The organism is Streptomyces sp. NPDC050315, from assembly GCF_040655775.1.
Classification (GTDB): domain Bacteria; phylum Actinomycetota; class Actinomycetes; order Streptomycetales; family Streptomycetaceae; genus Streptomyces.
In genome coordinates, this window is the sequence record NZ_JBFAKN010000001.1 from 535938 (window position 1) to 549646 (window position 13709).

A 13709-nucleotide genomic window follows, 5' to 3' on the forward strand; every position below is an offset into this window, starting at 1 on the left:
ATGAATAAGCAAGTGGCGACACAGCAACGGCTCAATATGGACTGGATGCTGGAGGAATTGGCGTCCAGTGTTCCGCAGACTCGAAATGTCGTGGTGCTGTCCTCGGACGGCTTGTGCATGGCACAGTTCGGTACGGAGAAAGACACCGCGGATCGCCTCGCCGCCGCCTGTGCCGGACTGCAAAGCCTGTCGGCGGCCGTCGGCACGGAATTCCCGCAGGGCGACGGAAAGATGAAACTCGTCGTCATCGAGGTCGACGGCGGCTTCTTCTATCTGATGGCAGCCGGCGCCGGAGCGTACCTGGCGGTGCTGGCGGATGACGACGTGGACGCCGGGCTCATCGGACAGCGTATGCGGGACCTGGTCGCCCGGATCGGCCAGCACCTCACCAGCCCGCCGCGGGCCGACCGGCAGGTTCCATGAACGACCCGGAACAGCCACAGCGCCCGGACTGGGAAGAGGGCGGTCCCGAACGGCTCTACGTCGTCACGTCCGGCCGGGACCTGCCCGACAAGCGCTCCCCGCTGGACATGGTGACGCTGATCGTGAGCCGGCACGAGGCCGGCGCGAACATGCAGCCCGAACAGGCCGCCATCGTCCGGATATGCGACTACCCGCTGTCGGTCGCCGAGATCTCCGCCTACCTCCACCTGCCGGTCAGCGTGGTCGCAGTACTGCTCGCGGATCTGCTGTCGCACGGTCATGTCGAAGCCCGGGTACCGGCCCCGGCCAAGTTGCCCGATGTCGCACTTTTGGAGGCGGTGATGCATGGACTTCAGAAACTCTGAATCCGTCGTCGGTCCCCGGAGCGAGGACGCCCTGCCGGCCTCGGTCACCTCGGCGGTGAAGGTGGTGGTCGTCGGCGGCTTCGGAGTCGGTAAAACCACCATGGTCGGAGCGGTGAGTGAGATCAGGCCGCTGACCACCGAGGAAACCATGACCCAGGCGAGTGCCGGGGTGGACGACATCGCCGGCGTCGAGCGCAAGGCCGAGACCACCGTGGCGATGGACTTCGGCCGGATCACCCTCAATGACGAACTGGTGCTGTACCTGTTCGGCACCCCGGGCCAGCAGCGCTTCTGGTTCCTGTGGAACGGCCTCTTCGAAGGCGCGCTGGGTGCTGTGGTCCTGATCGATACCCGGCGGCTGGAAGACAGCTTCGACGTGATGGGCCGACTGGAGGAACGTGGCATGCCTTTCGTCGTCGCCATCAACGCCTTCCCGGACGCCCCCTCCCACCCCGTGTCCGAGCTCCGAGCGGCCCTGGACATCCCCGATGCCGTACCCGTCATCGATTGCGATGCCCGCAACCGCGGCTCCAGCCGTGATGCCCTGCTGACCCTCATGCGTTACCTGCACACTCTCACCACCACAAACCCGGAGCCATGGTGACCGCCTCTTTCCCCGACCCGTCCCGCACCACGTCAGCATCCGAGCCGCCTCCGGAGTGCCCGGCACACGCCCGGTTCGGGGATACTGCCGGACTCGCGCGGCTTCTCGGACCCGAGGCCGCCAAGGACCCGATGAGCTTGTACGAGCGCTTGCGCGCCGAGCACGGGCCCGTCGCGCCGGTCCTCCTGGACGGCGACCTGCCGGCCTGGATCGTCCTCGGTTACCGCGAAATCCTCGAGGTCGCCGGTACCCCCTCCCGGTTCAGCCGCGACTCCCGCACCTGGCGCTGGTTCAAGGAGGGCAAGGTTCCGCCGGATTCCCCACTGCTCCCGATGATTGCCTGGCAGCCGGTCTGTCTGTTCCTTGACGGTGCGGAACGCGACCGGCTGCGTCTGGCGGTCACCGACAGCCTGGAGCGCTTCAACCGCCGCGGAATCCGACGCCAGATCACCCGCTCCGCCCACCAGTTGATCGACGGCTTCGCCCACCGCGGAGCAGCAGATCTGGTGGGCTACTTCGCGGAGCAACTGCCCATGCTCGTGATGACACAGCTCTTGGGGATGCCCGACGAGTACGGCCCGCGGCTGGTCGAGGCCAGCAGAGACATGGTGGCGGGCACCGAGACTTCGGTAGCCAGCAACGAGTTCATCGTGGAGACTCTCCAGCAACTCGTGCGGCGCAAGCGTGGAAACCCCGGCCACGACATCACGTCCTGGCTGATCGAACACTCCTCCGCGCTCACCGACGAGGAGGTGTGGAATCACCTGCGGGTCATCCTCATCGCCGGGAACGAAACCACTGTCAACCTCCTCAAGAGCACCCTGCGAATGGTGCTGACCGATCCCCGCTGCCACGCGTCGCTGGCCGGCGGGCAGATGACCCTGCCCGACGTGGTGGAGCAGGTGCTGTGGAGCGAACCGCCACTCATGACCATCCCCGGTCGCTGGGCTGCCGTGGACACCGAGGTCGGCGGCCAGAAAGTCGAGGCGGGAGACATGCTGCTGCTCGGTCTGGCCGCCGGGAACCACGACCCGGCCGTCCGGCCGGACCTCACGGCTCCCCTGCACGGAAACCGTTCGCATCTCGCCTTCAGCAGCGGCCCGCAGGAGTGCCCCGGCCAGAACATCGGCCGCACCATCACCGACACCGGCATCGACACTCTGCTGGCGCGACTGCCCGACGTGGGTCTGAGCGTTCCCGAGGAGGAGCTGCGCTGGAAATCGGGCTGGATGACGCGCCACTTGACCAGCCTGCCGGTGACCTTCACCGCGTCCCGGTCCGGAGGTTCCGGCGCGCCCGCCGCCCTGCTTCCCGGGTCGGCCGGGTGCGGTGCAGAGGCCGAGCGCCCTCGGGACGTCACGGACAGCGGCTCAAGCTCCGCTGCCGAGCGCCCAGTTCCGCCTCCGTCGCGCCCTCTTCGCAGCAGGCGCGCGCGCTGGTGGTACGCGCTGAAGACGTGGCTGCGCGGCTGAAAGGCGTGGTTGATCGGCTACTGAAAGACGTTCGACTGCCCTTTCCATGCGATTCAACGCCTCTTCCAGCACCCCCCGGGAAGTGGCATAGCTGATACGGATATTGCCTTCGGCAGCCGGGCCGAACCACTCTGTTGTACCGGCCACCACTGCCACCCGGGCTTCCGCGAGGAGGAATTCGGCCATCGCTCGGCTGTCCAGCCCGCTGGATGATGTGTCGGGAAAGAGAACGAACGTCCCGTCCGGGCGGCTGCACGACACGCCCGGCATTCCGTTCAGCCGTTCCACACAGTAGTCCCGCATCTCCTGCAGATGCTCCAGGAAAGCATCCCGCCAGGGCCAGCCGTGCCGCAGTGCGGCCAAAGCACCGGCCTGCGCGAAGGGGGTCAGGCTGTACGCACCGCCAAGACGTTGGAAGGTGAGCTGCAATGTGACCGCCTCGCGCGCATTCGGGGCGATCACACATCCCATCCGCAGCCCGGGAAGCGCGAAGGTCTTGGAGAGCCCGGTCAGCGTGTAGATGCGCCGGCTGCTCGTCATGTCCAGGCCCGCCATGCTGACATGCGCCGCGGGTGGGTACACGATCTCGTTCCATACCTCGTCGGAAAGGACCGGCAGACCGTGCCTACCCGCGGTCTCCGCTACCGCCCGGAGCGTCTCCTCGCTGAAGACCGTACCCAAGGGATTGTGCGGATTGCACAGACAAATGAGAGCGGTGCGCGGAGTGATGAGCGAGGCGAGCCGGTCCGGGTCGAGCCGCCCCGTAGGTTTATCCAGCGGGCAATAAACCCGCCGGGCCCCCGCGGCATCGATGGCCTGACCGAACAGCAGGTCAACCGGATCCAGCAATATGCATTCGTCACCTTCCCCGCACAGCAGGTGCACCACGCCCCAGAGTGCGGCTGCCGTGCCGGGCGCCAGCACCACCCGATCGGGGGTGGCGCTGATTCCATAACGAGCCTTCGCCACGTCGGCGAACGCTTCCCGGAGCTCACCGAGCCCAGCAGGTGACGCATAGGGAAAGTAGCCCTCGGCAAGCGACAGGATGATGGCGTCCCGGACCGCCTGGGGCCCAGGAAAGTCCGATTCGGCAGCCGTCAACGGGATGACGTCGGATGGGTAAGCGCCCCACCGAATCGGTGATTGATCCCGCAGCAGATCGGGCCGTACCCGCGCGTCGTCGAACAGCGATCTGAGCGATCTGGTCGCACCCCGAAGCAGCATGGAGATCAGCCTCTTTGATACCGGGCAGGCGGGTATCGGTCGTAAAGTTCCGAGGACCAGTACGTGGTCATACGTGGCTTACCCTGCTGCACACGCGCCGATGCGTAGGTGTGTATCCCACGCCCGTCCGCCAGTGGACGCCGGGCCATGTGGTTCAGCAGTGACTGATAGCAGCCACCGGGAAGGCCCATATCGGCCATGACGGAGTCGATGCGATCCCGTATTATTCCGTCGCTCTCCGCGTACAGCCACAACGGAATGTACACCGTGGCGGATACTGGGGTATGCCCGCCGGCCGCCGTAAAGGTCAGATTGCTGACAAGCGGCTGATCCCTCAGCTCGCCGGCTCTTCCGGTCAGTCTGCGGCACAACTCCCCCAGGAGGCCTGCCTCATGCTGGTCGGAAATCTCCATGCGGGCATCGAGCTCTGCCGGGGAAACATCGTAGTGGCGAAAGTACACCTTGACGCGCGAGTCCGGACCATCGATCAGATCAAGACCGAAATACACGATGCGATCGAGGTCGAATCCCCGCCGGCCATAAGCGCTGACTGCTTCCCAAGCCTTGCCGAACCCCAAGCGATCCAGCGCCTCGCGCGTCCTCTCCGCGCCGGTCATCACGTCATTGGCGTTCGGGTTCAGATAGACCTTGAACTCGGGCCGCCCGATTGGCGTGAAGATGGCGGCGTGCATCATGGCAAATCCGGTCGGATTCTCCTCCGGCAGGAACAGCTCCCACACTGCCGCGAGCCGGTCGTCGACAGCGCCGAAGTCCTGGACCAGTCCTTGAGTGAGGTCGAACGCCGATTTCTGCGCGGCCAGGGTGCTTGGCTCGTGCGGAATGGCCTCCACGAGCACTCGAATTTTGATACTGCCCACCGAAAAGGCAGCGGAAAACTCGATCGGCGAACCGTCAGCACACACATCGGAGTGCCAGTCAGGTCGCTTCGCGATCCGCCTCGTCCCCCATGGCGAGAGCATCTTGCGCAGTACCGCCGCCCCCTGTTCGGCATCCATTCCGGTACTGCCAAGAAGACGCGTGGCAGTGGAAATACCGTAATCCAGGAACGTCACGTCAGCAGACCCTCGCGAATCCGACTGCGGAGACAACATGGAATTCCTCCCCTATCTCTCACCGGTCTCGCCGTACAGTGCGCTTGCGCCGTGCCTCATCGCCCCATCGGATTTTATTACTTAAGGAATAACGAAGAATCTTCCACACCGACAGCAGCGTGCGGGGGGCTTGCGGAGTGTTTCCCCGTGGGCGGCGAGCGCCCCTGCCGGACGGGTGTGCACACTGTTGCCCAGAGAGACAGGCACAGTCTCATCGGTCTGGGGGGCACGGATGCTATGGAACAGGGGGCTCGTCTTGGATCGCTTGCTGCGCGCGTGGCTCGGGGCGATCGCGGCCCTCGCTGCGCTGGTGGTCGTCGTGCTCGGGGTCCGGTACGCCGGCCACAGCGAGCCCGGCACGGTGGACAGGTGGATCGTCGACCCAACGGCGGACAGCGTGCGGCCACCGTGGCGGGGCGTCGCCCTGGCCACGGACTTCCTGGGAGAGCCCGCCGGTGCGGCGATGCTGGTCGCGGTGGTCGTGGCGGGCTGCCTGCTGCTGCGGTGGCCGCGCGCGGCAGTACTCGTCGTGGTCGGGACCAGCAGCACCGTGGCGACGACAACGCTCCTCAAGCCCCTGGTGGGACGCACCATCCACGGCGACAATCTGTCCTACCCGAGCGGACACACCGCCTTCCTCACCGCGTTCGCCCTTGTCGTGGCACTGCTCGCGACCGGCCGGCTCGGCCTTGGCAGGACGGCCGGCACGTCACTCGTACTCGCCGCGGCGCTGGTCGCCGGCGCCGCGATGGGATGGGCCCAGGTCGCCCTGGGCGCGCACTACCCGACCGATGTCCTCGGCGGCTGGTGCACCGCGCTGGTGGTGGTACCGGTCACCGCTTGGCTGGTCGACCGGCTGGCTGACGTCGTTCGGCGGCCCAATCGCTGACGTTACGTCACACCAAGCGGCGGAATACGGGCTTCACCGGCCGCCCGGCCAGCCAAGGGGTGGGGTCACCGGAGTCCAGCGCCTTCCGGTACACCGCACACGCCTGGGCCACCACGTCGACGGTACGGTCGATGTCGGCGTCGCTGAGCGCGCTGCTCACCACGAACGACGGGGCCAGCACCCCGCCCGCGAGGAGTTGGCGCAGGAACAGGGTGCGGTACTGCTGCGACGGCTGCCGGTTCTCGTCGAGGGTGGCGAAGACCAGGTTGCTGGCCCGCCCCCGGACGAGGACGTGGTCACCGACGCCCATGCTCGCCGCGACCTCGCGCACACCAGCGGCCAACCATTCGCCGAGGCCGTGCAGTTGGGCGGTGACACCCTCCTCGACGTACGTGGTTTGCACGGCCATCGCGGCGGCCAGGGAGTGTGTTTCCGCGCCGTGCGTGGTGGACAGCAGGAACACTCGGTCGCGCGAGTCGCGCAACCCGCCCCGCTCCATCAGTTCGCGGCGCCCGGCCAGCGCGGCGACGGCGAACCCGTTGCCCAGCGCCTTGCCGAACGTGGAGAGGTCGGGGACGACGCCGTACAGGCCTTGGCCGCCCGCCTCGGACCAGCGGAAGCCGGTGATCATCTCATCGAAGATGAGTACGCAGCCGTGCCGGTCGGCCAGCTCGCGCAGGCCAGTGAGGTAGCCGGGCGGAGGCTCGGTGTGAGTGGCGGGTTCGAGGATGAGGCAGGCGACCTCGTCCTCGTACCGGGTGAGCAGCTCCTCCGTGGCGGCCAAGTCCCCGTACGGGAACGACACGGTGAGGTCGGTGGTCGACGCCGGAATGCCGGCGGACATCGGCGTGGTGCCGATGAACCAGTCGTCGGTGGAGAAGAAGGGGTGATCGGCGCAGAGGGCCACGCGTGGGCGCCCGGTGACGGCGCGGGCGAGGCGCACCGCGGCGGTGGTGACGTCGGAGCCGTTCTTCGCGAACTTCACCATCTCGGCAGTCGGCACGGTGGCGAGGAAGCATTCCGCGGCCTCGACCTCCACGATGGACGGCCGGACGAAGTTGCTGCCGCGGTCGAGTTGCCGCCGCACCGCCTCGATCACGCGCGGGTGGGCGTGACCGAGGCTGACCGATCGCAGCCCGGAGCCGTACTCGATGTAACGGTTGCCGTCGATGTCCCACACGTGGGCACCCCGGCCATGGCTGATGACCGGGGCCAGGTTCTCGGGGTACTGGTCGTCGCCCTTGGCGTAGGTGTGCGCGCCGCCGGGGATCAGGGTGTGCAGCCGCTCGTTCGCCGCCTGCGACCGGGGCAGTCGGAACTCTTCGGTGGTCACGCCGACCTCAACTCTCTATCTGCTGAAGGACTTTGGCGAGGCTCGGCGCCTCCCGGTCCCGTTGGGACATCGATGTGACCGGCAGCGGCCAGGGAATGGCGAGCTCCGGGTCGTCGAAGGCGATCGTGACGTCCTCGGCCGGATCGTGCGGGCGGTCGATCCGGTACGAGGTGTCGGCGGTCTCGGTCAGCGCCTGGAAGCCGTGCGCGCACCCCGCCGGGATGTACAGCGTCGCCTGCGTCTCGCCGGGCAGCTCGAAGAAGGCCCGGCCCAGGTACGTCGGCGAGTCCGGCCGCAGGTCCACGACGACGTCGAAGATCTGCCCGTACGAGCACCGCACCAGCTTGGCCTCGCCGGCGCCGGAGCGGAGGTGCAGGCCGCGTATCACCCCCTGGGCCGAGCGGGAGATGCTGTCCTGGATGAAGGCGTACGGGTCGAGGCCCACCGAGCGCACCACGTCGGCGTCGAAGGTGCGGCAGAAGAAGCCGCGCTCGTCGGCGTACGGGGTGGGCTCGAAGAGGTACGCGCCGGCGATTGCCGGGACTTGGGTTGCTTTCATCGTGCCTTCCGAGGGAACAGGTTCGTGGTCAACGTGGTGAACTGGTGGGCGAGTTGCTGTGCTGCGACTTCGTTCCGTTCGGTGAGGGTCTGCCGCAGCTCCGCCGCGCGCTTCTCCACCTCCCGGAACTGTTCGAGCAGTTGGTCGGCGTCGACCTCGCGGGCCGGATGGCAGTACGCGCCGAGACCCATCCGGTCCATGAGCGCGTCGCTCTTCGCCGCGTAGCTCAGGGCGAGCGTCGGTGTGCCGACCTTCAGCGCGCAGATCAGGTTGTGATAGCGGGTCGCCACCACGGTGTCGGCCGCTGCCGTCTCCTTCATCAGGTCGGCGAGCGAGGCCGTCTCGGCGGCGGTGACCAGCGGCGAGTCCACCGCATCGAGGATCGCGGCTACCACCGGCGCATCGCACTCGTCGCCGGTGAGCAACCGCACCGGCCTGCCCTCCTCGACCAGCGCGCGGACGAACCGGATCGCCCCGTCGAGGTAACGCCGGTGGATCTCCTCGGCCCTGGCGCGGTCGTCGTTGCCGCCGTGGAAGTCCATGACACCGACGCAGACCGTGCCCGAGGGTGCGCCCGCAGGTGGTGTCGGCAGCGCGAACGCCAGGTCCGGGTAGACCTCGTCCCGCGCCGTATCCACGCCCATCGCCCGCATTGCGTCGCGGGACTGGACGTCCCGGTACGAGCGGTACGCGGCCAGCCGCGCCGACCACCGCACCAGGGCCCGGGTCGGCCGGTTGCCGATCGGGGCGGCGCCCACGCCGACCAGCGCGACCCGGGTGCCGACCAGCCGCCCGCTCGCGCACAGCAGGAACAACGCGTACGGGAACCCCCACGGCCGCAGCGGCAGCGTGGCCTCCAGGACACCCATGCCGGGCACGATCACCACGTCGTGGCGGCGCACCCAGGCAGCGGTGCGGAAGGCGTCTACGAGTTTGCCCAGGCCCTTCGCCGCCATCGCGCCCGCACGCGACGCGGTGCGGTACTCCCCGCGGTACCAGTGCAGCCGTGTCGCGCGGATCCCGTACCGGCTCTCGACGACTTCTGGGCCGCCGCACAGCGCGTCCACGACCGCCTCCGGGTGCTCGGCGCGGAGGTACCCGAGCACGGCCTCCAGCGACCCGTCGTTACCGAGGTTCCCGGAACCCAGCAGCCCGAACACTCCGACCCGAGCAGCTGACCTCACGCCTGCCTCCCCTCACGGCCCGCGACGAGCGCGTCGACGGAGACAGCGAGCCCACCCGGGTCGACCGGCGCGCGGTCCTCGACCCGCTCCCCCACGCCCGGCCGAGCCCGGCTCGTCATCCACGCCGCCAGGTGGCGGACGCACGCACGTCGGTCGGCCGGGGACAGCGGCGCCCGCCGGATCGCCGAGGCGAAGCCCCAGACGTACTCGGCGAGCAGCCTGGGCGTCGGGTGCAGCGGGCCCGCCCGGCGTGGGTCCAGGTTGGCGCACCGGGCGCGCTTGGAGGGGTTCGCCCGTTCGGCGCGGGTGGGGTGGTCGCGGCGGAAGTACAGCAGCTCCGGCACCTGGTGGAAGCGCCCGTGCAGGGTGATCTCGGCGACGAACGTACGGTCCGCATGGTGGTAGCTGTCCATCGGTTTCACCCGGCGCAGCACGTCGGCCCGGATCACCCCGTAGAAGTCGTCGCCACCCGGCTCGAACAGCAGGCTGCGGAAGCGCTCAGGGGCGTGCCGTGAGTCGGTGGCGAGCGTGTACTCGTACGGGACCTTCACCCGGCCGTCGCCGTCGATGACCGCCTGGTCGGAGTGGGCGAGGATCACATCAGGGCGTTCGTCCAGCGCCTCTACGCAGCGTTGCAGCAGGTCGCGGGCGTACAGGTCGTCGTGCGAGGCCCACTTGAACAGTTCGCCGCGGGACTGCGTGAACACGTAGTTGTGGTTCGGCGTGGCGCCGACGTTCCGGAGCAGCCGGATGTACCGGATGCGCGAGTCCTGCGCGGCGTACTTGCGGCAGATGTCCTGGGTGCCGTCGGTCGAGGCGTTGTCGGAGACGATCAGCTCGTAGTCCTCGTAGGTCTGGCCGAGCAGGGCTTCGAGCGCTTCGGCGAGGTACTCCTCGCCGTTGTACACGGGCAGGCCGATGCTCAGCCTGGGTCGGGCGGTCATGGCGTCCTCACTTCGCGGATGGTGTTGTGGTGGTGCTCGCGCAGGGCGGACCGCAGTTGCAGCCACCACACGGCCGAGCCGCTGACGGTCGCGGCGGCGACGCCCCAGGCCGAGCCGACGGTGCCGGCCACGGCAGCGCCGCCGAGCCCACCGCCGACGTAACAGGCGGAGGCGAACAGCTGGCAGCGCAGGCTGCGCCGGGCCGCGCCGAGCGCGCGCAGCCCGGCCGCCGCGCCGGTGCCGAGCCCCGCACCCGCGACGCCGAGGGTGATCGGCACGATGAGCTGTGCTGCGGAGTGCCAGACGCCGCCGAGCACCAGCTCGCCGAGCCGGTCGGGCATCAGCAGCAGCGCCCCGCCCCACAGCAACGCGGCGACGGCCTGCCCGCCGCCCAGCAGGAGACAGAAGGAGCCGAGGCGGTGCGGGGTCTGCCGCAGCACCCGTGCCGCCTCCGGGACGGTGACCAGCGAAAGACCCATCAGTACGGCGAGGAACGGGCCGAGCAGGAGCTCGGCGCCCCGCACCGCACCCACCGCGCCGACGCCGACGATCGCGCCGAGCCCGTACGCCCGCAGTTGGCTCGCGCCGCTGAGGCTGACGTTCTCGACCAGGTACCGGTAGCCGAGATCGCGCTGCTCGCGAAGCCAGCCGCGCGCTGCGGTCAGCCGGGGCCGGATGCCGGACTGGAGGCAGCCGTACGCGGCGGCCACCGCGGCGGACGCGCCCCAGGCAAGCACGAAAGCGGCCACACTGCCCACACTGGCCGCCACCACCATGGCCGGGACGAGCGCAACGCCCCAGACGAGGTCGTTGACGAACGCCTTCCGTCCGGCACCGGCGGTGAAGAACGAAAACCGCCAGGCGTCCTGCAGCAGCAGCCCCGGCAGCACGATCCCGAGGGCGGTGAAAGCCGGCCCCACACTGCCGCCGAGGGCCGGCCCGACCACCAGACACACCGCGCCGATGACGGCACCAACGCCGAGCGCGGTACCCGTCGACCGGGCCACCGCCTGGCGCCAGGACGCGTCCGAAACACCGCTGAAGCGCACCACGAGCGGGTCGGTGGCCAGGCCGCGGGAGACATTGAGCACCACGCCGTACGTCACCCAGGCCAGGCTGAACACACCGAACGCGGTCACACCCAACGAGCGCGCCACGTAGATCCCCACCACGAAATTGCTCATGCTGGAGGCCGCCTGGTCGGCCAGTCCCCAGGACAGCCGGCCGGCCAGGGCCCGCTTGGCGGATCCGGCCGGTGGCGCCGTTGGCCGCGGATTCTCCCCCTCGGTGGTCATTCGCGTCATGCCTTGATCAGCCCGGCGCCCCGCAGGGCGCCTGCCGCGTCGGCGACGGTGTCGAACGGCAGCCCGGACCGCTCGGCGACGTCCAGCACACTGTGCTCGCCGTCGGACAGGTTGAGCACCCAGAGCATGGCCATCTGGGCCTGCTTGGTGTCGCTGCGGCCGCCGAGCGCGTCGTACAACCCGCGTCGTCCCAGCTGCGGTTCGCCGTACGGGCTGAGGTTGACGTACCGCCGGTTGCGGTCCAGTACGGCGAACGCCTCGCGGCATACGGCAAGGGTGTCCGCCATCGCCTCCGGGGACACAAAGTCCAGGTTGTCCGCCGAGGTGTGGTACTCGGGATAGCCCGCGTACGGGGTCCGGGTGAGCGAGCCCACGCCGAGGTTGAACCCGGGCGAGCAGTACTGCCGCTCGTCGTAGCCGTACGGAGTGAACTCGGCGATGTGGTGCGGACGTTGGGAGGCGGCCAGCACGTGTTGCAGCACCCGGTCGATCTCGGCGTCGCCGCGCCTGCTCTGCTTGTACGTCAGTTGCCCCGGGTCGCCGGCGCAGGCCAGCACCAGGCCGTGCTTGACCCGATCGACGCGCTCCGCGTTGCGAGCCAGCCAGGTGATCGCACCAATGGTGCCGGGCGCGTAGATGAAGCGGTACGTGTAGTACGGCGTCGTCCCCGCCAGCTCCCGGGCCAGGAACGTCGCCACCGCAACGCCTGCCAGGTTGTCATTGGCCAGCGACGGGTGGCAGACGTGGCAGGAGATGATCACCTCGTCGGAGACCTGCCCGGGGACCACGTGCTCGGCGTAGGTGAGGTGGCCGTCGGCGAGTGTGGAGTCGATGCGCACCTCGTACTCGCCGTCCGGCAGCGCGTCCAGGGTCTCCTGGGCCAGGCAGAACCCCCATTCGGGCTTGTAGTAACTGGTGCGGTACGGCACCCAGGTCGGGTGGTCCGGCAGGGTGTGCAGGTGCGCGCGCAGCTCGGCCAGCGGCATGGTCGCGGACACCGGCACGCTGTAGCCGAGTACGTGCAGGCTGGACGCGGCGAAGTCGACGACCCGGCGGCCGGTGGCGTCGGCGATGTACGCGTCCCGGATGTTCCACTCCTGCGGCACCGTCCAGTCGAGCACCTGCGTCCCGGTCGGCACCTCGTGCACCTGCAGCGGGAGGTACTCGCCGACGATGTCGAGGGTGGCGCGCACGCCGTCGCCGGTGATGCTCCGGCAGAGCGGGTACAGCCGCTCCACCAGTGCGTACATCTCGCCACTCACCGCGGTCATCCGCGCCACCGCAAGGTGTCGTCCACGGCACCGGCCTCGGACGCCGCACGCAGCACGGCAAGGCGGGTGAAGCGTTGCTCGAAGCCCTCCCGGCTCAGCCCGAACTCCCGGTAGGCATCGGCGAGTTCGAGCGCACCGCGCTTCACCGTCCACTCGCAGTCGAAGCCGGGTATCGCCGTGCGGAAGCGGGAGAAGTCCACCCGGTACGAGCGCGGATCGGCGCCGTTCTCCCCGGTGATCTTCACCTTCGCGCCGGACACCGCCTCGGCAACCTGCTCGGCGATCTCGGCGACCGTGACGTTGTTGGTCTCGCTGCCGATGTTGAACGCCGTGTCGTGCACCGCTTCGCGCGGCGCGGTCAGCGCGGCCGTGAAGGCCCGTGCGATGTCGGCGGCGTGCACCAGCGGGCGCCAGGGGGTGCCGTCGGAGAGCACCAGCACCTCGCCGGACAGCAGTGCGTGGCCCACGAGGTTGTTCAGCACGATGTCGGCACGCAGCCGGGGTGAGTAGCCAAAGGCGGTGGCGTTGCGCATGTACACCGGGGTGAAGTCGTCGTCGGCCAGCGCGTGCAGGTCGTCCTCCACTCGCACCTTGGACTCCGCGTACGGCGTCACCGGGCGCAGCGGGGCGTCCTCGCCCACCAGGTCGTCGCCGCCGGCAGCGCCGTAGACCGAGCAGGTCGACGCGTACAGGAAGCGCCGCACTCCGGCTTCGCGGGCCAGCTTGGCAAGGCGTACGGAGGCGTGGTGGTTGATGTCGTAGGTGAGGTCCGGCGCCAGCGAGCCCAGCGGGTCGTTGGACAGGGCGGCCAGGTGGATCACGGCGTCGACCCCGGCCACGTGGTCGGCCGTGATGTCGCGCAGGTCCACCCGGTGTCCCTGCGGGTCCGCGGGTGTCGGGCCGAGGACGCAGTCGACGAACAGGCCGGAGTCCAGGCCGACGACTTCGTGTCCGGCGGCCGTGAGGACCGGTGCCATGACGGTGCCCAGATATCCCTGGTGTCCGGTCAGTAGTACGCGCATGGG

At 69.0% G+C, this 13709-nt stretch carries 14 protein-coding genes; 5 read left to right on the forward strand and 9 right to left on the reverse strand.

What is annotated here, in order from left to right:
• Positions 1–36: 36 nt before the first annotated feature.
• The 4 genes from AB0I82_RS02530 to AB0I82_RS02545 all read left to right on the forward strand — a co-directional run bounded on the left by AB0I82_RS02530 (position 37) and on the right by AB0I82_RS02545 (position 2864).
• On the forward strand, positions 37–423 hold the full coding sequence (locus AB0I82_RS02530) for a roadblock/LC7 domain-containing protein (protein ID WP_363256049.1): 387 nt from the start codon (positions 37–39) through the stop codon (positions 421–423).
• On the forward strand, positions 420–788 hold the full coding sequence (locus AB0I82_RS02535) for a DUF742 domain-containing protein (RefSeq protein ID WP_363255183.1): 369 nt from the start codon (positions 420–422) through the stop codon (positions 786–788). Before AB0I82_RS02530 ends, AB0I82_RS02535 begins: the two co-directional genes overlap by 4 nt.
• Complete coding sequence (locus AB0I82_RS02540; protein WP_363255184.1) at positions 769–1392, forward strand: ATP/GTP-binding protein; 624 nt, start codon at positions 769–771, stop codon at positions 1390–1392. Before AB0I82_RS02535 ends, AB0I82_RS02540 begins: the two co-directional genes overlap by 20 nt.
• Positions 1393–1523: 131 nt before the next feature.
• Complete coding sequence (locus AB0I82_RS02545) at positions 1524–2864, forward strand: cytochrome P450 (protein WP_363255185.1); 1341 nt, start codon at positions 1524–1526, stop codon at positions 2862–2864.
• On the opposite strand, the gene AB0I82_RS02550 is transcribed toward AB0I82_RS02545, so the two are convergent.
• Both AB0I82_RS02550 and AB0I82_RS02555 read right to left on the reverse strand, forming a co-directional pair.
• A complete protein-coding gene (locus AB0I82_RS02550) occupies positions 2763–4088 on the reverse strand; it encodes an aminotransferase class I/II-fold pyridoxal phosphate-dependent enzyme (protein ID WP_363255186.1) in 1326 nt (441 codons plus the stop codon). The two genes, AB0I82_RS02545 and AB0I82_RS02550, sit on opposite strands and share 102 nt — an antisense overlap.
• A gap of 5 nt (positions 4089–4093) precedes the next feature.
• A complete protein-coding gene (locus AB0I82_RS02555) occupies positions 4094–5161 on the reverse strand; it encodes a tryptophan dimethylallyltransferase family protein (RefSeq protein ID WP_363255187.1) in 1068 nt (355 codons plus the stop codon).
• Between the two features lie 271 nt (positions 5162–5432).
• On the opposite strand from AB0I82_RS02555, the gene AB0I82_RS02560 reads away from it, so the two are divergent.
• Complete coding sequence (locus AB0I82_RS02560) at positions 5433–6089, forward strand: phosphatase PAP2 family protein (protein ID WP_363255188.1); 657 nt, start codon at positions 5433–5435, stop codon at positions 6087–6089.
• Between the two features lie 7 nt (positions 6090–6096).
• Here AB0I82_RS02560 and AB0I82_RS02565 read toward each other — a convergent pair whose 3' ends face one another.
• The 7 genes from AB0I82_RS02565 to AB0I82_RS02595 are packed head-to-tail and all read right to left on the reverse strand — an operon-like array spanning position 6097 to position 13706.
• Entirely contained in the window at positions 6097–7422 is a 1326-nt protein-coding gene (locus AB0I82_RS02565) for a glutamate-1-semialdehyde 2,1-aminomutase (RefSeq protein ID WP_363255189.1), read from the reverse strand.
• A gap of 7 nt (positions 7423–7429) precedes the next feature.
• The gene (gene rfbC / locus AB0I82_RS02570; protein WP_363255190.1) at positions 7430–7981 is read right to left on the reverse strand and encodes a dTDP-4-dehydrorhamnose 3,5-epimerase; all 552 of its coding nucleotides are present in this window, start codon (positions 7979–7981) and stop codon (positions 7430–7432) included.
• A complete protein-coding gene (locus AB0I82_RS02575) occupies positions 7978–9165 on the reverse strand; it encodes a polysaccharide pyruvyl transferase family protein (RefSeq protein WP_363255191.1) in 1188 nt (395 codons plus the stop codon). The genes rfbC and AB0I82_RS02575 overlap by 4 nt, the downstream gene beginning before the upstream one ends.
• Positions 9162–10109 (reverse strand): glycosyltransferase family 2 protein, encoded by a 948-nt coding sequence (locus AB0I82_RS02580; RefSeq protein WP_363255193.1) that lies wholly within the window; start codon positions 10107–10109, stop codon positions 9162–9164. Before AB0I82_RS02580 ends, AB0I82_RS02575 begins: the two co-directional genes overlap by 4 nt.
• Positions 10106–11413 (reverse strand): hypothetical protein, encoded by a 1308-nt coding sequence (locus AB0I82_RS02585; protein WP_363255194.1) that lies wholly within the window; start codon positions 11411–11413, stop codon positions 10106–10108. The genes AB0I82_RS02580 and AB0I82_RS02585 overlap by 4 nt, the downstream gene beginning before the upstream one ends.
• Positions 11410–12693, reverse strand: coding sequence for a DUF4910 domain-containing protein (locus AB0I82_RS02590; RefSeq protein ID WP_363255195.1), 1284 nt, complete (start codon positions 12691–12693; stop codon positions 11410–11412). The genes AB0I82_RS02585 and AB0I82_RS02590 overlap by 4 nt, the downstream gene beginning before the upstream one ends.
• The gene (locus AB0I82_RS02595; protein WP_363255196.1) at positions 12681–13706 is read right to left on the reverse strand and encodes an SDR family oxidoreductase; all 1026 of its coding nucleotides are present in this window, start codon (positions 13704–13706) and stop codon (positions 12681–12683) included. The genes AB0I82_RS02590 and AB0I82_RS02595 overlap by 13 nt, the downstream gene beginning before the upstream one ends.
• Positions 13707–13709 lie beyond the last annotated feature (3 nt).